This window comes from Natronococcus pandeyae, from assembly GCF_008122205.1.
GTDB classification, from domain to species: Archaea; Halobacteriota; Halobacteria; order Halobacteriales; family Natrialbaceae; genus Natronococcus; species Natronococcus pandeyae.
Genome location: NZ_PHNJ01000018.1, coordinates 1 through 17,677, shown reverse-complemented (window position 1 = coordinate 17,677; position 17,677 = coordinate 1). Strand labels below are relative to the sequence as shown.

General features: G+C 58.6%; 16 protein-coding genes. 7 read left to right on the top strand and 9 right to left on the bottom strand.

Features of this window, described 5'->3' with window-relative positions:
• Window positions 1-116: 116 nt before the first annotated feature.
• The 4 genes from CV102_RS22250 to CV102_RS22235 all read right to left on the bottom strand — a co-directional run bounded on the left by CV102_RS22250 (window position 117) and on the right by CV102_RS22235 (window position 4,444).
• Window positions 117-1,004 (bottom strand): MBL fold metallo-hydrolase, encoded by an 888-nt coding sequence (locus CV102_RS22250; RefSeq protein WP_148860221.1) that lies wholly within the window; start codon window positions 1,002-1,004, stop codon window positions 117-119.
• Window positions 1,005-1,070: 66 nt separating this feature from the next.
• Window positions 1,071-1,244, bottom strand: coding sequence for a DUF1059 domain-containing protein (locus CV102_RS22245; RefSeq protein WP_148860220.1), 174 nt, complete (start codon window positions 1,242-1,244; stop codon window positions 1,071-1,073).
• 444 nt (window positions 1,245-1,688) lie between these two features.
• A complete protein-coding gene (locus CV102_RS22240; protein WP_148860219.1) occupies window positions 1,689-2,120 on the bottom strand; it encodes an ester cyclase in 432 nt (143 codons plus the stop codon).
• Window positions 2,121-2,452: 332 nt separating this feature from the next.
• Window positions 2,453-4,444: a multicopper oxidase family protein gene (locus tag CV102_RS22235; RefSeq protein ID WP_148860218.1), complete on the bottom strand. Its 1,992-nt coding sequence runs from the start codon at window positions 4,442-4,444 to the stop codon at window positions 2,453-2,455.
• 636 nt (window positions 4,445-5,080) lie between these two features.
• On the opposite strand from CV102_RS22235, the gene CV102_RS22230 reads away from it, so the two are divergent.
• From CV102_RS22230 to CV102_RS22210, 5 genes are all read left to right on the top strand, one after another.
• Window positions 5,081-5,794, top strand: a complete 714-nt coding sequence (locus tag CV102_RS22230) for a hypothetical protein (RefSeq protein ID WP_148860217.1) — start codon at window positions 5,081-5,083, stop codon at window positions 5,792-5,794.
• Window positions 5,781-6,065 carry a hypothetical protein gene (locus CV102_RS22225; RefSeq protein ID WP_148860216.1) on the top strand — a complete coding sequence of 95 codons (285 nt, stop codon included), beginning with the start codon at window positions 5,781-5,783 and terminating at the stop codon, window positions 6,063-6,065. The genes CV102_RS22230 and CV102_RS22225 overlap by 14 nt, the downstream gene beginning before the upstream one ends.
• A 2-nt stretch (window positions 6,066-6,067) precedes the next feature.
• The gene (locus tag CV102_RS22220; protein ID WP_148860215.1) at window positions 6,068-8,182 is read left to right on the top strand and encodes a type B DNA-directed DNA polymerase; all 2,115 of its coding nucleotides are present in this window, start codon (window positions 6,068-6,070) and stop codon (window positions 8,180-8,182) included.
• 250 nt (window positions 8,183-8,432) lie between these two features.
• Complete coding sequence (locus CV102_RS22215; protein ID WP_148860214.1) at window positions 8,433-9,113, top strand: nucleotidyltransferase domain-containing protein; 681 nt, start codon at window positions 8,433-8,435, stop codon at window positions 9,111-9,113.
• The gene (locus CV102_RS22210; RefSeq protein ID WP_148860213.1) at window positions 9,106-9,603 is read left to right on the top strand and encodes a hypothetical protein; all 498 of its coding nucleotides are present in this window, start codon (window positions 9,106-9,108) and stop codon (window positions 9,601-9,603) included. The genes CV102_RS22215 and CV102_RS22210 overlap by 8 nt, the downstream gene beginning before the upstream one ends.
• Window positions 9,604-10,131: 528 nt before the next feature.
• Here CV102_RS22210 and CV102_RS22205 read toward each other — a convergent pair.
• The 5 genes from CV102_RS22205 to CV102_RS22180 all read right to left on the bottom strand — a co-directional run bounded on the left by CV102_RS22205 (window position 10,132) and on the right by CV102_RS22180 (window position 14,216).
• On the bottom strand, window positions 10,132-11,253 hold the full coding sequence (locus CV102_RS22205) for an NAD(P)/FAD-dependent oxidoreductase (protein WP_148860212.1): 1,122 nt from the start codon (window positions 11,251-11,253) through the stop codon (window positions 10,132-10,134).
• A gap of 509 nt (window positions 11,254-11,762) precedes the next feature.
• On the bottom strand, window positions 11,763-12,116 hold the full coding sequence (locus CV102_RS22195; protein ID WP_148860211.1) for a hypothetical protein: 354 nt from the start codon (window positions 12,114-12,116) through the stop codon (window positions 11,763-11,765).
• Window positions 12,117-12,731: 615 nt separating this feature from the next.
• A complete protein-coding gene (locus CV102_RS22190) occupies window positions 12,732-13,310 on the bottom strand; it encodes a helix-turn-helix domain-containing protein (protein ID WP_233710780.1) in 579 nt (192 codons plus the stop codon).
• A 238-nt stretch (window positions 13,311-13,548) separates the two neighbouring features.
• Window positions 13,549-13,908 (bottom strand): nucleic acid-binding protein, encoded by a 360-nt coding sequence (locus CV102_RS22185; protein WP_148860209.1) that lies wholly within the window; start codon window positions 13,906-13,908, stop codon window positions 13,549-13,551.
• The gene (locus CV102_RS22180; protein WP_394349517.1) at window positions 13,905-14,216 is read right to left on the bottom strand and encodes a thiolase C-terminal domain-containing protein; all 312 of its coding nucleotides are present in this window, start codon (window positions 14,214-14,216) and stop codon (window positions 13,905-13,907) included. Before CV102_RS22180 ends, CV102_RS22185 begins: the two co-directional genes overlap by 4 nt.
• 168 nt (window positions 14,217-14,384) lie before the next feature.
• Here CV102_RS22180 and CV102_RS22175 point away from each other — a divergent pair, with 168 nt between their 5' ends.
• On the top strand, window positions 14,385-16,355 hold the full coding sequence (locus tag CV102_RS22175) for a S9 family peptidase (protein WP_148860208.1): 1,971 nt from the start codon (window positions 14,385-14,387) through the stop codon (window positions 16,353-16,355).
• Between the two features lie 345 nt (window positions 16,356-16,700).
• On the top strand, window positions 16,701-17,677 hold a 977-nt coding region (locus tag CV102_RS22170; protein ID WP_148860207.1), incomplete at its 3' end, for an RNA-guided endonuclease TnpB family protein.

Sequence of the window (17,677 nt, the reverse complement as noted above, 5' to 3'; positions counted from 1 at the left end):
CGATGAAGTAGGCCAGCACGTGCCACTCCGCCTATCGACTCGGGACCATACCGGACAGTTGAGGCCGTCAGTTGAGGGGGCAAGTAACGAATCGAGAGGACTGCGAACCCGATTGCTCACTCCACCGGATTCCATTCCCAGGCGTCGTCCGAGGGAGCAACGTGTCCGAGGCCCGGCGCAGGGAAGTGAAACGCAAACAGGAGGGATTCGCTTTGGGTCGCCCGATCGAGCAGTTCCCGGCGCGTTTCGACGGTCTGGTCGGGATCGTAATCGACTGCGGCAGTCCAATCCGGGTGGGACACGTGCAGCGGATGCAAGACCGCATCGACGAGGTCTAAGAGTTGCTCTCCATTCGAGGTTATTTCGACGGCAACGTGGCCGGGTGTATGGCCCGGTGCTGAAATAGCTGTGATCCCGGAGACGACCTCAGTCGTCCCCTCGATCAACTCGACCTCACCTTCAAGCGGTTTGAGGTTCGCCCTGGCAAACTCGATGAGCATGGTCTGGAACTCCTCGTCGACACGGAGCGACGAGAGGTCCGGTTTCTCGCCAGTCCAGAACTCCCATTCCGCTTCGGTCATGACGTACCGAGCGTTCGGGAATGCCGGTTCGCCATCCGAGGTCAGCGTCCCGCCGACGTGATCCGCGTGACCGTGAGTGAGGAGGACGATATCGACTTCCGCAGCGTCGATACCGGCCGCTTCGAGTGAGGACTGGAGATTGCCGGTCGTCGGTGCCAACTCGCCCCCGCCGGTGTCGACGAGGACAGTTTGTTCGCCAGTATCGATCACGAGACTGGGATACGGACTGATGTATTCCTCCCACTCGTCCGGCTGTATACCCTCGTCGGCCAATGTTTGCTCTCGATCGTCGGGTGGGGCATCGACGAAGAACGTTTGCGCTGGATGAGGATACGCGTACGACCCGTCACTTACGAGCGTGCACTCGAACGCTCCCACCTCGAACCGGTACGGATCATCACCTGATCTGGTATTGGGTGTCATGTATCACCACATTGGCTGAATGGAGTTAGACTGTCGAGAGGAGCTCGTACGGTGAGGACGATGGCCCTAGACAGTCTCCATGTGTTCGCGTCGCAGTTCGTCGTTCGTGTAGTCCTGCCCGTGGACGTCTCTCATGTGGTTTTTGGCCAATTCGATGGCTTCGTCTTCGTTTTCCGATTGGATAATGAACCGGCAATCAGCGGCTTCTTTCTCACAGTCGAGTCGGTGTGCTTGTGCCACGTGTGATCCCTCGCAACAGAATTTGCTACGGAGGCAACGGTTAGGTAGCTAACGAGTGCCATATCTGCAGCTACTGACGATTCTGCAGACAGTGACGAAACGAGCACCATCTCATGTCGAAACCTAGGCACAACACCGTGTTAACCCTGGCACATTACTGTTTTGTAATTAGATATACTAATCCGCAGCACTGTAGGATAGACTCTTGAATTAGACTGTAACAAGGACCGATTATCTCTATCTCTATTAACTACGTATAGACCTGTTTAGATGGGAACGATTGGATGAAACGAACATCGTCATGCCTCGTTTCTGCTAATTTCGATAATAGTGTCTAAGGCTGGTTCTCACGGCTTCTTTCTCTCGTTACCATATCTGTGTTTGGTATAGAACATAAACAATCAGTTCATGGATAAGGATTCGATAGAAGAGTGAGTCGAGGTTTCAGATCTCAGATGGGTCTACTCCAAGTTGCTGAAACCAGGAGAGCGTGTCGAATTCCTCGGTTCTCTCTACAATTTTTCCGTCTTTGAATCGGTCGATCATGACGGCTGTACCTTCGACCTCATTTCCTGTCGGTTCAATACCTTGATACTCCCCTTCGTGTGTGCCTTGATACGAGAAGTGAACGACGACGACGTCATCTTCTGCTACTATCTTATGGAACGTATGGTCGGTATCCGGGAGCGCCGAGTGTCGACCTCGCATCAGATCTTTGTAGTCATCTAGTCCTTCTATTTCCATGAGTGGATCGGAGAACGTCATGTCTTCGTCCATCAGGTCGTCCAAGGCGTCGAAGTCGTGACTCGCCATTACTTCGAAGGTTGTTTCCACTGCATTTTTGTTGGCTTCTAGCTGCTGCGTTGAGTCTGCCATTGGATGATTCCCCTATTTTGAGTATGCGAGACGGCTCCATGGCGTTATTTCCTGAAAAACCTGCAGGGTCTGAAGCAGAGTCAGGGTGTGCTCCGCATTGATCAGTCGACGAATGATACGCGCTGTGTATTCAGCAGAGACTGAACGTTCTACTCAGATTCTGTCAGAAACTCCGTGCTGAATCCAGAGGATGAGTTCAGCACAAAGACCCTGTTTTTCTTGATAAATGTTTGGATTAATGGCCAGTGAGTCTGTGTATAGGTTGCCCTGCTGTTTAAGGGTAGCATAGAACGGTTCGCACACCCCTTCTGCGACTCTCGAAATGTCGCCGGTTATCCATCGTCGCCGTCTGGGGAGTCGTCATCGCCGTTATCGGTAGCCGATTTGGTATCATCGCCTGCCGAGTTGTCATCGCTGTCAGCGTCGTCCTCGTCGGACGGCGGGACGACCTCGAACGGGCGCATCATGTCGTGATCCTCGTGCTCGACCATGTGGCAGTGCCACATGTAACGGCCTGTTTGATCGGTGAACAGCCCCTCGAACTCCCCGAAGCGGGCGATGACGTGGACAACCTCGGCTGGGTGGACGGTCACGACGTCGTTCCAGCCCAGTTCGAACGGTTCGGGGTCCTCGAGCGCGTCGAAGTTGATCGCGTCCTCGTCCGGATCGTAGTCGCCGACCGGCTGCCGGCCGAGCACTTGGAAGTGGACGAGGTGGAGGTGGATCGGATGGGACATCCCGGTGAAGTTGGCCAAGCTCCAGATTTCGGTGTCACCGAGCGTCGGCGTCTCAGTAACTGGGTCCATCATCGGGATGCCGGATCGTTCGTCCTCCGTGCCAAGCAGATGACGGGACCGGCCGTACTCGTCCGTGTCCATCGCGAGCGTGAGGTACCGCTCGGTGTCGACCGAGTCGACGGGAATCTCCGGAACCCGGGTTAATTCGCTCGGGAGGGGGTCGACTTCCGTGTCGGAATCGTTGGCGACCGTATCGCCCTCGGACTCCGTCGCGTTTGATTCGGCGTTGGCCGCTTCGAGTCCGGAATCGGCCGTGTCGGCTCCGGAATCGGCGACATCCACGAGCATCACTTCGTGAAGCGGGACGATGTCGTCGCTTTCGCCACTGTCGTCACCGCGATACATAGCGGGTGCGTCGTTGTGTAGCAGCAGCGTCTCGCCCGCGTAATCGGAGAAGTCGACGACGACGTCGGCCCGCTGGCTCGAGCCGAGCTCAAGGCGATCCTCGAGTTCGATCGGCTCCGAGAGGAGTCCGCCGTCGTTCCCGATCAGGACGAACGAGGGGCCATCGGCCCCGGTTTCGCCCGACGATTCGTCGTATCCCAGGAGTTCGAGCCGATAGAACCGGCTGTTCGAGCCGTTGAGGAGCCGAAGCCGGTACGGGCGGGGTTCCACCGACAGCCGGGGCCAGGCTTTCCCGTTGACGACCGGCGTATCGCCGTAGAACTCGGGCACGACGCTCGGATCGGGATGGGAGTCGTCGCTGCCACCCTGCTCGTCCGCGACGGCGGTCGGGTAGAACAGCGAGCCGTCGTCCTCGAAGCTCCGGTCCTGGATCGCGAGCGGGATCTCGCACTCGCCGCTTGGCAGATCGAGCTCCCGTTCGTGGTCGTTCCGAAGGAGGTAGAACCCCGACAGGCCGGTGTAGACGTTGAGACGCGTGATTCCCATTGCGTGGTCGTGGTACCACATCGTCGACGGCGGCTGCTCGTTGACGTAGTAGTAGTCCTTCTGCTCGAAGCCGGGCCCCGTCTCCTCGAAATCGCGGGTGAACCACGCCTGCGCGTTGCCGTCGCTCTCGGCCTCGACGTTGCCTCCGTGGAGGTGCGTAACGGTCCGGACGCCCGGCATGTCGTACGGAATTGCGTCGCTGTGCAGCGTCGTATCCACGGGCAAGAGGTGTTCGTCCGGCAGGTCGTTTTTCCACCGGACGTAGATCGGTTCGCCCTGCTCGGCTTCGATCGTCGGTCCGGGATATTGGCCGTCGTACCCCCAGACAGTCGTCGGCGACAGGTCGCTGTGGAGTCGCTGTTCAACCTCTCGCATCTCCACCTCGTAGTAGGGCTGTCCCTCCTTCGTCCCCGACGGCTCGAGAATCTCTGGTCGGGGAACCTCGTCGACCCACTTCTCGAGGTCGGGCGAAGAGTGGTCCGTGATCGTGACTCCCGTCTCCGTTTCGTCCCCCGACAGCGGGCTCGAGTCGTCTGTCGTACATCCCGCGAACGCCGAGATCCCCCCGGCACCGGTTGCGAGGACCAGTTCGCGGCGCGATAGCTCCAGTCCGGGACGCTTGGTGCGGTCGCCCATAGCGTGTGAAGACATGAAAGCCCCAGATATACAGGGTCCAACGATTCCTACGGAATCGGAATCGGGGCCGAACACGTTACCGAGAGACACTGGAGTATTTTGCCGTACTGAGGTCCCCAACGGCGGCTCGTGTACTCAAGGATCCTTGCGGACGGGAGGCAGAGACGAATCGGCGTTCAGGTCCGTTCGGTCGATGCAATATTTGGCTATGACGGCCGACTCGCCCTATGACGAATACCTTGTATGAGCGAAAGGAACGCCATGCACATCGTTCTATGACACTCTTAAAGGGTTATGCAATTCGTTTCCTGTATAGACCGAATCGAGTGACCCTCGGTCTCAGTACTGCGTCGTGCCACATCGCGCTCTCTATTCAGCACGACTCTCTCAACACATCCATTAGCTGATGGAAGTAATCGGGTTAGGTTCGCATATAGAGATAACAGCTATTTCAGATACAAGTATAGCTGAAGAAGATGGATATTATCGCGGCCGGTATAGCGGACCACTTCTGGAAATCGACGCTTCACCGTAGTGGAGCGTTCCTCTCACCGTGTGTGCACTCTCGAGTCAGCATCTGGCAGTTCCGGAAACGGCACGCGTCTGCTTTTGCTGGTCTCACTGGACCTATGACATATGCATTCGACAGGAACCCGGGAAGACGTTCCGGAACTCCCGCAACTCACCGCGGGTGTGACGCTCGTCGAAGTCGACGAACAAGCGATCGCTCCAATACAGGCACTGGTCCTCGATCATCTGCTGCTGACCGAAGCGACACCAACGGCGCGGTGGATCGACGTCTTCGACCACATCCAGACGCGGTCCCTCTCGAAGTTAGCACCCAGCAGACCAATACTGGATCGGATTCAGGTGGCGCGTGCGTTCACGCCGTTTCAGCACTTTGCGCTCGTCGAGGATCTCGCGGCCGAAATCGCCAGCGGTGGGGAGACGCCGCTCGTAGTTGCTCCGGCACTGGATGGCCTGTATCGGGAGCCCGACGGTAATCTCTCATCACAGCAGGCGTCAACCCTGCTCGTCCGGGCCGTTGCGAAACTCGCGGGAATCGCACGCCGTCACGACGTTCCGGTCGTGCTCACACGAACGCGAGACGACGAGTTCAGCGCCCCCATCGCGAGGGCTGCCAACTCGGTGATCGAGGTCACCGATACGCGGTACGGTCCACGGTTTGCGAGCGACGAGTTCGAGACACTCGTCTACCCCGTTGGCAACGGGATGATACAGACGACACTCGCCTTCTGGCAACGCGTTCTGGAAGCACGGCAGCCAATCCACGCCATCGACAGTAGCGGTCACGAGCCGACGATGGAGGTGGCGCATGGGACGAACTAACCCGACGTTCCGAAACGTGCTTCGCGGCCTCGAAGACGAGTGGCAACCATATCGACGCGCACTCCGGTATCGAGACCAGCAGCACTTCGACCAACTGCTGACGTACGCCCGCGAGCACGCCGACGCCGGTGGTCAGCTCAATCACACCGAGCCGATGTACCCGGTGTTGCTGTCCATCGCTCTCGAGCAGGAGATCCGCCTTGCCAAGTTGGAAGAACGCGTCCGCGACCTCGAAACCGAAGTCGATGAACGAGACTCGAATCCGGGATAACGATGCCGTATAAGATCGATTATCTCGACGGAGAGGTCCTGGAATGGTCGCTGACGAAGGAGGGTGTGACCTGCGAGCATATCACCGACTACACACCGAGTCTGTACATTTCAGCACCGTCCCATGACGATCTCGTCGACGTTCGAGGGTTCGTTACCCGGCTCACGGAGGTCGTTCAAACGGAGCTCGAAGAGTGGCGGACCGGCTGGCGACACACCCCCGAAACAGTACTTCGGATTGACGTCGACGATATTGCTGACGTCACCTCGGTTGCATCCGATCTCCGTGGCTGGGACGTTCCCGGGACGTACAAGTGCTACAACGTGGATTTCTCGCGGGAATTCAGATACTGTCTCGAGACGGATACCGACCCAACACCGGCTCGAACGCCGTCGACGCTACGGATAGATGCATCGGAGTCCGAACTGGCCCGCGGCGACGGAATCCGTTCTCTCACGGTCGGCGACGATTCGATCGAGGGGAGTCCCGCGGCGGTCGCCGAAACCGTTGCCTCTCGAGTCGCAACAGTCGATCCGGACGTACTGGTCCTGAGTGCTTCGTCTATCGTTCCCAAACTGTTCGAGGCGGCACCGTGTAATTGCAACGAGTATCGACTGGGGCGACGCCCCGGCTACCAGCGGCTCGCCGGTCAATCCACGTACGAGAGCTATGGAAACGTTGGGCACTCGCCGGCGCGATACAACCTCCCGGGACGGGCGATCGTCGACGAGTCGAACACGTTTCTCTGGCACGAAGCAAACCTCTCCGGCCTTCTCGATATGGTCACGCGATCGCGGAAACCACTACAGGAGGCCGCGTGGGCCAGCATCGGGAATCTGCTGACGGCGATCCAGATCTGCGAAGCACGGCAACAAGATGTCTTGACTCCGTGGAACTCGTGGCGCCACGAGCAGTTCAAGAGCGCGAATCAGTTGCACGAAGCCGACCGCGGCGGATTCATCTTCTCGCCCGACGTCGGCCTCCACGAGGACGTCCACGAACTCGATTTCAGTTCGCTGTACCCGAATATCATCGTGACGCGGAACCTCTCGCCTGAAACCGTTCGCTGCGAGTGTCACGCCGAACGCGAGGACGTGCCCGGACTCGGCTATGCCGTCTGCGAGGATCCGGGCTACTTGCCCGACGTGCTCCGTCCGCTGATCGAGGATCGGGACGCGATCAAGGCAGAAATTCGCGAGACGGACGCTCCCGAACGGCGCCACGAACTCGAGGGCAAGTCGGAGGCGATCAAGTGGATTCTCGTCAGCTGCTTCGGGTACCAGGGCTTCAGTAACGCAAAGTTCGGACGCATCGAGTGCCACGAGGCGATCAACGCCTACGCACGAGAGATCCTGCTGGACGCGAAAGCGATCCTCGAATCGAACGGCTGGCGCGTCGTCCACGGGATCGTCGATTCGATCTGGGTCACGCCCATGGAGGGTGAAACACAGACACCACTGCCCAATATCGCGTCGGACATCTCCGAACGCGTCGGAATTCGATTCGAGTACGAAGGGGAGTTCGACTGGGTCGCGTTCGTGCCGCTGCGAACCGAAGAGAGCGGTGCGCTGACGAAGTACTTCGGCGCACGTGCGGACGCGACCGACGGCGAGAGCCGTTACAAGTTTCGTGGGATCGAAGTTCGGCAGCGGTCGACGCCGCCGTTCGTCGCCGAGACCCAGAAGGAACTCGTTGAAACGCTCGATCATCATCGGACGCCCGAAGCGGTGTGCGACGTGCTCCAGCGCCGACTGACCGAGCTGCGACGCAGTGCCGTCGATCCACAAGAACTGGTCGTCGACAACCGCGTCTCGAAACGCCGCGACGCGTATTCTCGAGCGACGCGGAACGCTGCTGCGCTCGAGCGCGCAGCTGCCGATGGGATCGAGAAATATCCCGGCGAGAGTCTCGCATACGTCGTCACCGACGACGAAAAACGATCTCGCGAGCGGGTAACCCTCGCACACGAGACGCCCAAGACGTACGACGCTGCGTTCTACGCGGATCTGCTGGTTCGTGCGGCCGAAAGCGTGGTCTCGCCGCTCGGCTGGCGAGAATCGGATATCCGGGAATATCTTTCGGAACAGACGGATACTAGCCTTGTTAGATTTTGCTAACTAATTCACATGTAGAGTATTTATTTCACACCTTAGTGTGCCTAAGAATCAATCGATTATACTAAATTCGCTTGAAAAGGGTTTGAGACCACGGCGAATCCACAGGGGCGGTCGCCCGTGGTACTTCACCACTAGGCACATCGGCTGACAGCGCTCCAGACCCGTCGACGTCCACAAAAGCGGAGCAGCCGTCAATATACGTGGCGCCATTTATTTATATGTCGTTGCGCAATATCAGATAGTGTCTGAAATGGCGAAACAAGAGATAGCAGTCTGTATCGATGTTAACCCGAGTGAAGATATCGATATTTTTCGCATCCACGCAGCGGACGACATTCTTCGTCTCTTAGCCGATGCTCACGAGACAGAATTCACAATAGCTGAACTGGTAGACGCCACAGATGTGACCCGCTCAACGGTTTGGAGGGCCGTTGATCTACTTGACGGAATCGGCGCCGTGCGTGTTCGTGAAACACCACAGCGAAATTACGTTGCGATCGATCCCGATCGGCTCCAAAAAGACGATCCAATACTCGCAATCGCACAAACTGAGTTCCATGACCCGGTACGCGAATTTGTCGGACGGGTCCGCGAGACTATTGCTGACTCCAACGAAGTAGATGCTGTGGTCGGAATTATGGTATTCGGCAGTGTCGCCCGCGGTGAAGCCGATAGACAAAGTGATATCGATCTGTTCGTCGTCGTCGATGGCAACCGAACGAGTGCTCGACGTCTTGTGACGGATGTAGTTAGTGACCTCAGTGAGCAGCGGTTCAACGGTGATCGGTTTGACTTCGAACCATATGTTGAATCAACGGAGAGTGCACAGCGTGCTGGGTCGAAACTCCGAGAGATCTTCCAAGAAGGGATTACAGTATACAGAAGCAGACGACTTCAATCACTCCGAAAGGAGGTGTTTGCGGATGAGTAGTACACGTATTGAACAGCTGATCACCGACGCACAAGCGGCATTTGACGAGCGGCCACTCGAGATTGAGTCCGGTCTTGATATCGAAGATGCTGCTCTCCTCCAGTTTCGGAAAGGATGTCGCCTGCTCGCTGGTGCAGAAGCACTTCGCGAAGAAGGATATTATACACTTGTCATTGAAGCGTCGTTCGTTGCGATAGAGCGAACTGTCGAGTTCCGGCTCTTGGAACGGGGAACACTGCAACCGGACGATTTACCCGGAACACATCCAGGAGTCTATCGAGAAGCAGCTTCGGTTGGCATTTTCTCAGAGGCGACTGCAGAAGATCTTGCGGATCTGTGGCGTGATCACCGAGCAAAAACGTACTACCAAGATGGACGCGCTACGGCACACCGCGCTGAGCGAATGTATGCTCTTGCAACCGAAATCCACGCCTTCATCGTTGGTCGTTCATCACAAGGCCACCAGTGTCTCTGCAATTCAAAGATCTAACGCACCTGTTGTCTCTCTTACCTATTAGAATATCCGGAAAGAAGGTGCCTATCCCGGGGGCGGCAACCGGAATATCAAACCACCAGTCATTCCTGAGTATGAGTTCGATGGCGATCATACCGACCCCGAATGGGATGTGATCATCGTTTCAGCGAACGCTCGGACGCTACTCGATCTGCACCTTTACGAGGATACCGAACAGATATCGCTTCCTGATCTCGTCGAACACGATAGTACCTCGAAGGCAGAAACGGAGACGGCAGCAGTCTTAGACGATGATGACGATAGAAAGAAGGGCGACCGCGATCAGTTTGATGCTGCACGTAACGCGTTCGAAAGCGAGACTACTGATGAGCGACCATCGATTCGTCGTACCGCTTTGATCTGATGACAGAGGTTCTTGACGACATAATTCTCACAGGCAACGTCAACGACTTCGAAGCCCTCGGCGTTCCGGTCAAAATGTATTGAGTTGGCGAACTATCGAAACGCTGCTCACTGCCAGTCAGCCGAACGAATCTGGTTCTCTCAGAAACGGTCCGGACTGAACGGCAAGATCTCAGCTTCAGGTTCATTTCCTTGAACGAGATCGGCAATACATTTGCCGCTGTAGGGCCCCAGTTGCAGTCCTGTTGCACCGTGGCCAGTCGCAAGATACACGTTCTCTATCTCGGCCGGCATCCCGAGAATCGGTAATCGGTCTGCCGACGTTGGACGTAATCCGACACGAATCTCTTTGAGATGGGCATCCGCAAGGCCAGGAGCTATTCGTAACCCTTCCTCGAGCACTTCGTGAATCCCACCCGCGGTTGGTTCTGAATCGAAGCCTGCATCGCTTTCTCGAGTCGCCCCGAACGCGACGCGGCCGTCAGCCCAGGGGACGATGTAATGACCGCGAAATCCTTTCACAACCGGCCAGTCCGCCGTCTCGTACTCACAATCGAGATGGATGATCTGACCGCGCTCTGGTTCGACCGGAATCTCGATTCCCAGTTGATCGCCAAACGTCGCAGACCATGCGCCACCTGCGATCACAACGGCGTCTGCCTGGTAGCGCTCTCCATCAGCGGTTTCGACCTCGACTTCTGGATCGGGATCGATGTGTTCAGCACTTGCAGAGACCGTTTCGAGACCGAGGTCGGTACCGGCTCTGCGTAATGCACGTGTCAGCAGACGGCCGTCGACACGAGCGCCACCATCGTAGAAGAATGCACGATGAGTCTCGGCGAGCGGTGGGAAGCGATCGCGAGCACTGGCTGTAGAGAGTTGCTCTATGCTACCGGGGGCAGGCACACCGAGTCGTTCCTGCCGATCATCGATCCGCTCGATTGCTTCTTCGAACGAAGCGATCTCATCATCGTCGGCGGCAACAGCGAGGAGTCCACGGCTAGCGTAGCCTGTCTCGTACCCGGCGGACTCGAGGCGATCGATCAACTCGGAATAATACTCGACGGCTTCGATCGCAAAAGTAAACCACGTATCGTCGGCGGTACGACTGCTCGTCGGAGGCGAAATGATCCCTGCGCCCGCAGCCGTTGCCCGACCATCGTCCTCGCGGTCGATCAGTAGTGTCTCGACCCCGCCCCGGGCCAGAGAATAGGCCGTTGAAGCACCAATGATTCCACCACCGACGACGATTGCGGTGTTCATACGCTTCTCTTTGTCGGGATACTGTTACTATTGTTCCGACTGTTTCAGGGAAGACTGGCTCCCATTCCACGAGGCCATCAAAGGTTGATCGCATTTGGCGTGTCCTCAATCTGCTGAAAATGTGGACGCTGCCCGAGATCACCGAGAGCCGTCACACTGGCGGCGGGAGAGGTTGAGGGTTTTTTTTCGGACTCACCGGTTGCTCCACGATGCCAAGACCGTGGTGGTGCCTGTCTCAGCCCGGAGAGCCAGGAGCGGGTGACGATGATCGATATGCTCTCGTCCCGATCGCAAGTGGTGTCGCTCGGACTTAGGGTGCGTTGGACCACCAGACTAAGACGAAATAGACCGGACCATAACGCCGAAAATCAGGAACGCCTCCCACCAGTTCGCATGTACCAGAAGCCAAAAGACGAGAAACCTCGCCCGGTTGGGCGGGACAAGCGAAAGGGCCGACCGATCAATCAGCGGCGATAGCTTGGCTGGGCCTCAATACATACGTAGTAGAATTAGTATGAACTGTACTGTCCAGCCAGTGGGTTGTCAGAGCGTCGGCGATTGATCCACTGCTGCAGGTCGTGAACGAACAGATCAGGGCTATCCACCGGGAAGAGACGCAGTGCCGAATTCGCCGGCGACCGGAACGTCGCGATCAGTGTCCACATCACGCCCGTAGCGAGCGCACCAGCAGCGGAGAACGTCATCCCGAGCGTGAAGAACGTGAAGGCGTACACTAACCCAATCGCCATCGAAGGGAGACTGGTCCCCAGTGGGACGTTCGCCGCTGCATTGCGGAGCGTCGGCGCGAGAAACGCGATCGAGAGCCCACTGCCAACCGTAAAGACGAGATCTTGCCACATCATCAAAAGCACTTACTCGGCCACGAGTTAAAAGTATCTCGATCAGCGTATCGGCCGTGGTACGGCATTTCAAGGCCTGAAAAGCCAATTTCACGATCCATCATTCTCGGTGTGAAGGAGTGAGAACTCCCAAATTCTTTTGGAGTCACACACATGCCTGGTGCAGCGTTACTGAAAAGTACGGCAGGGCGCCACGCCACATCATCACCTCCGCCCTGCCAGCGTACCCTTCTCCGCGGTCGGAATCTCGCGTAGCGGAAGCAGGCCGATCCCTGTCGCGAGGCGACAGCTACTCCGGGCGACGAATGATCGTCGCGGGTCAGCCCTGTGCGGAATCCAGGCAGAAGGCAGTGAGAGGAGGACAGAAGGAATGATTGAGACTGACTTACATACGCGAGGGTACCGTCCCCGACTGGAAACGCAGCGCTGCTCGGGAACGGGGAATGCACGGCCAGCAAGACGATAGAGACAGAGCGCTGTTTCGACGTCCGCAGGAAGTGTTTCGATCGGGCGGCTATTCGCCATCGCGTCGAGAAGTGCCACGCTCACCGCCCCACTCGTGTAGATACGGATCACCAGGACGGCTATTTGCATACATCAGGTCACTATCCCGGGAATTTACTGGTCGGTACCGATCGTGTGGCGGAGGAGCCGGCTTTGGCCGCGTCGAAGCAATGCGGATATCGCCTGATTCGAAACCTCGAATTCCGCCGCGAGCTCTTCGAGCGAGGTCTGTCGTGGCACCTCGAAATACCCGTCTTCGAGGGCCTGACGCAGCACTTCGCGTTGGCGGGAAGTGAGCCCGTATCGCCGCTCGTTGAGAGATCGCTTTTGGTAAATGTTCGTTAGCTCAAAGTTGAGACTCCGATCCGAACAGTGTTCACGGTAGTGGGAGAGCGCCTCTAACGACGGAACTTGGGCCCGGTATCGCATCCGCTCACCCCGTGCTTCGACGTTCAGGAAGGTAATATCGAAATTTACCGCCACCGGATAGGTCATCCCCGTGAATCCCGCTTCGGAGAGGGTGATCTGAATTAATCTGCCCTCGCCAAAATCTGACAGCGAGTCGTACTCCTCGATAGAGGGGTCACTCGGCAGCCGCTGCTCGAACGCCTCCAGATCGGTATTGCTCCCGGTGACCAGCATCACTAATTCCGGGGTCCCGCCCGCCGAGATCCGTTCGTCTTGCACCTCCATGCGGACGTCCGGGAGGGCTTTCCGCGTCTCCCGTAAAATCGGGTTAGAGAGTGTGAATTCTACGACCGGGGCCATGCATGTTACCGCATGGCTCGCCTGGTTAGAAGTGTTGTGTGATCCGGATTGATTCGTTATTCACTCCGACTTCACGCTCGAGGCCTACCGGCCGGCACATCGGGAGCTCTTCAGTCGTGGGGGGTGACCCCCCGCGGTGGCTACGAATCGGGAACTGGCCCGCTTACACCGGCTCGAACCGATAGCCATCCCAGTCCTGACTCTCGGGTTCTCTGATGCCGGCACCCGGTTCTCGGAGTTCATCGACAGGGACTGGCTGGACTTCATCACCCGTCTCGAGCTCGCCGGTCGTCAGTTGGCCGATCGCCCGAACAGATTCCCCGTCGACATCGAACTCGACGAACGCGAGGTGGTTGGGCTCACGGACGCCGGGTGGCGTCGCCGTGCTGGTCGTCCAGGTGATGATCTCGGCAGTGTACTCGCTCAGTTCGATCGTTTCGACCGGCTCCGCGCCGTCTCGGCTGCGCGGATGACCAGGGTAACTGATCGTGCCGTCCGCGTACCGGATCGCTTCCATCGTCATCGTGCCGCCTCCATGATGGTGGTAATGACGCAGTTGCCGAAGCCGCCGACATTACAGCAGAGGCCGACGTCAGCCTCGACCTGTCGCGGGCCGGCCTCGCCGACGAGCTGTTCGTAGATCTCGACGGCCTGAGCAACGCCGCTCGCACCGAGCGGATGTCCTTTCGACTTGAGTCCGCCGGAGGTGTTGACCGGCAGCTCGCCGTCGCGGTCCGTATACCCCTCTTCGACGACGAGGGCCACGGCATTACCCGCACACAGAATCGGGTCGAATACATCGAGCGGACGGTCTCGTTCTTCGAGACGCATCTCTAATCGTCGAGTACCCTCGAGAATCGATCTGACGAGAATCTAGTGGCACTGCCTCTCCGCGAGGGGGACCGTACGCTGTCGCGGTCGACACGGATCCTGGGTGGATCACCGGATGACATATCCTTAACACTCGACAGTTTGTTGTGATAACGAGGAGCGAACTACATGAGTGATGATGGAACTCGAACGGAACCGTACGGTACCTGGCCGTCACCGATTTCGGCCGAGTTGGTCGCGAGCGAGGGTCGTACGTTCGGTCACGTCGCGGTCGACGGTGAGGACGTGTACTGGCGCGAACAGCGCCCGACGGAGGACGGCCGTGGCGTCATCGTTCGATACGACGGAGAGGCGACCGAAGACGTCACTCCCGAGGAGGTCAACGTACGGACGCTCGTTCACGAGTATGGGGGCGGCGATTTCACGGTCCACGACGGCACCGTGTTCTTCGCCGCGTTCGACGACCAGCGCGTCTACCGCCAGCCGCCAGATGGCGAACCGACCGCCATTACGCCTGCGCCGGAGAGCGAGCGAGGGCTGCGGTACGCCGACTTCGAGGTGAGCGCGGACGGTCGCCACGTCTATTGCGTCAGGGAGAACCACGACGTGACGACCGACGAGGACGGCGCCGAGGAACCGACGAACGCGCTGGTTCGGCTCGCGGCGGACGGAAGCAACGAGCCGGAGGTAATCGCATCGGGTCACGATTTCTACGCCGCGCCGCGGCTCTCGCCCGACGGCGATCGGCTCGCCTGGCTCACGTGGGATCACCCGCGAATGCCCTGGGACGGCACCGAGTTGCACGTCGCCACGGTAGCAGACGACGGAACGCTCGCCGACGAACGCGTGGTGCTCGGCGGGGACGCGGAGGCAATCTTTCAACCGACGTGGGCACCCGGCGGCGACCTGTACGTCGCCTCCGATCGGAGCGACTGGTGGAACCTCTATCGGGTGCCCCTCGACGGAAGCGCCCCCGAGCCGGTGGTCGAACGCTCCGCCGAGTACGGGGCTCCCCTCTGGAAGTTGGGGATGGCGACGTTCGCCGTCCTCGACGACGGAACGATCGTCGCCACCGTTACCGAAGACGGAACGCAACGGGTGGAACTTCTCGACGGAGAGGATCGAAGCGTGGTGGACCTGCCCTTCGAAGTCTTCGCCCCACGCGTCAGTTCGGACGGGGAGACGGTGACCTTCGTCGCCGGCGGCCCGCGGACACCCACGAGCGTCGTCCGATGGGCGCCCGGAGACGATCCGGAGATCATTCGCCGGAGCACGACGCTCGAGGTTGACGACGAGTACCTAGCGACGCCAGAACACGTCACTTACGAGACTCGCGATGGTGAGGCGTCCCACGCGTACGTGCACCCACCGACGAATCCCGATGTCGAGTCGCCGGCGGACGAGCGGCCGCCGCTGGTGGTGTTCGCCCACGGCGGGCCGACCGGCGCGACGTTCCCGGACCTTAATCTCACCCTTCAGTACTTCACCTCTCGCGGGTTCGCGGTAGCCGATGTCAACTACCGCGGATCAACGGGGTACGGTCGCGAATATCGGGAAGCGCTCTACGGCGAATGGGGCATCACCGACGTCGAAGACACGATCGACGCCGCACAATACCTGGCCGACACGGGTCGGGCCGATCCCGACCGGTTGGCTGTCCGCGGCGGCAGTGCTGGCGGCTTCGTCGTACTGGCGGCCCTCGCGTTTCACGATGCGTTCGACGCCGGAGCCAGTTACTTCGGCGTCGCTGATCTCGGTCGCCTCGCGGAACTAACACACAAATTCGAGTCGCACTATCTCGATCAATTGGTCGGCCCGTACCCCGAAGCGGAGGACACATATCGCGAGCGATCGCCCGTCGAACACGCCGATCGCATCGACGCACCCGTGCTCCTGTTGCAGGGTGAGGACGATCCCGTGGTTCCACTCTCGCAGGCGGAGGCGATGGTTGACGCGCTCGACGAGAACGATGTCCCAAACTCGTTGCTCGTATTCGAAGACGAGCGCCACGGCTTCCGGCGGGCGAACTCCCGCGAACGCGCCACCGAATCGGAACTCGCGTTCTACAGCGAGGTCTTTGGGTTCGAACCGGCAGACGACCTGCCCCGGATCGATCCGGCGGCGGGCGATGACGCTTGAGGCGACCCGGCCTCGAATCCACATGTCGACGAATTGGGAAGGTCGACTGCGAGCACCGGACCCACCCCTTTCCTGCGCCGACTCTATCTTTAAACAGCGAGAGAATCCCGCCGTTCACGGCGGGCGTGAATCGCGTCACTCGACTATGCAACCCACAGTCTACAGCAGCCCGAATACCGAACCGTAGTTATTAGTGCCAGAATAATGTACAAAGAATTGTGCGAACTGAAATCGATATGGAGCGAGGGAGCGACCTCCATGAACGGGTCAAAGACTACGCCCGCGACAATGGCATCCGACATCCTCGTGCCTACGCTGAACTAATCGAGAAAGGATTAGACGCCAGTGACAACGATAACTAAGACGCTTCAAGCGACGTTCGCCCCACCGACAGCCCACAAACAGTCGAAGCTGAACGACCTGCTCGAAACGTACCGTGACGGTCTGCAAGAGGCGTTCGACGCCGGGGCAAGTACCATGTCGTCGGTGAGCGACATCGTGACACCCTACGAACTCCCGTATCAGGCCAAAGCAGCACTCTGCAACTACGTCCCGAAACTCCGCAAGACGTACAACGCCAAGAAGTTGGACGACGAACACCCGATACGACTCACGAATCAGGCTGCCAAGTTCGACCACTCCGAAGAACGCGACTACGAGTTTACGTGGTGGGTTCCGCGTCCCGGTCGGGGAACGAACTTCTGGATACCGCTCCGCATCAACCCCGAACAGGAAGACCTCTGGCACGACCTCGTATCGGAGGACGCGAAGGCGGGCGAGATACGCCTTCAGAAGCATCGGAAGAACTGGGTACTGCACGTCACCGTCGAGTACCCAGTTGAAGAACCAGCGACGGACGGTGACGCCACGCACATCGGCTTAGACATCGGAGAAACCGCCCTGATAACGGGCTGTGCCCTCAAGGACGGTTCTCCGACTGACCCGTTCGTGTGTAGCGGAAGCAGAGCGAAGCATCTCCGCAAAGAGATGCACACGACCCTGAAACGCCTCCAAGAGCGTGACGCATCCGAGTGGCGGATTGACGACCGATTCGCCCACTACCAGAACGCCCTCACCGACATCGTGGAGAAAGCGTCTCGGCAGGCCGTCGAGTACGCCAAACAGTACGAGAATTCGGTATTGGTGATGGAGGATTTGACGTACATCCGTGAGCGTCTCGACTACGGGAAGTACATGAACCGTCGGCTTCACTCGTGGGCGTTCGCCCGACTCCAAGGGCGCATCGAGGACAAGGCGACGGAAGCAGGCATCCCGGTTGAGTACGTGAATCCGGCGTACACCTCGCAAACGTGCCACTCGTG

Coding starts and splice junctions, on each gene's coding strand:
- CV102_RS22205 (WP_148860212.1), bottom strand. CDS start 11,253: ATGAACACCGCAATCGTCGTCGGTGGTGGAATCATTGGTGCTTCAACG.
- CV102_RS22220 (WP_148860215.1), top strand. CDS start 6,068: ATGCCGTATAAGATCGATTATCTCGACGGAGAGGTCCTGGAATGGTCG.
- CV102_RS22175 (WP_148860208.1), top strand. CDS start 14,385: ATGAGTGATGATGGAACTCGAACGGAACCGTACGGTACCTGGCCGTCA.
- CV102_RS22185 (WP_148860209.1), bottom strand. CDS start 13,908: ATGACGATGGAAGCGATCCGGTACGCGGACGGCACGATCAGTTACCCT.
- CV102_RS22180 (WP_394349517.1), bottom strand. CDS start 14,216: ATGCGTCTCGAAGAACGAGACCGTCCGCTCGATGTATTCGACCCGATT.
- CV102_RS22195 (WP_148860211.1), bottom strand. CDS start 12,116: ATGATGTGGCAAGATCTCGTCTTTACGGTTGGCAGTGGGCTCTCGATC.
- CV102_RS22210 (WP_148860213.1), top strand. CDS start 9,106: ATGAGTAGTACACGTATTGAACAGCTGATCACCGACGCACAAGCGGCA.
- CV102_RS22215 (WP_148860214.1), top strand. CDS start 8,433: ATGGCGAAACAAGAGATAGCAGTCTGTATCGATGTTAACCCGAGTGAA.
- CV102_RS22235 (WP_148860218.1), bottom strand. CDS start 4,444: ATGGGCGACCGCACCAAGCGTCCCGGACTGGAGCTATCGCGCCGCGAA.
- CV102_RS22230 (WP_148860217.1), top strand. CDS start 5,081: ATGCATTCGACAGGAACCCGGGAAGACGTTCCGGAACTCCCGCAACTC.
- CV102_RS22225 (WP_148860216.1), top strand. CDS start 5,781: ATGGGACGAACTAACCCGACGTTCCGAAACGTGCTTCGCGGCCTCGAA.
- CV102_RS22250 (WP_148860221.1), bottom strand. CDS start 1,004: ATGACACCCAATACCAGATCAGGTGATGATCCGTACCGGTTCGAGGTG.
- CV102_RS22240 (WP_148860219.1), bottom strand. CDS start 2,120: ATGGCAGACTCAACGCAGCAGCTAGAAGCCAACAAAAATGCAGTGGAA.
- CV102_RS22190 (WP_233710780.1), bottom strand. CDS start 13,310: ATGGAGGTGCAAGACGAACGGATCTCGGCGGGCGGGACCCCGGAATTA.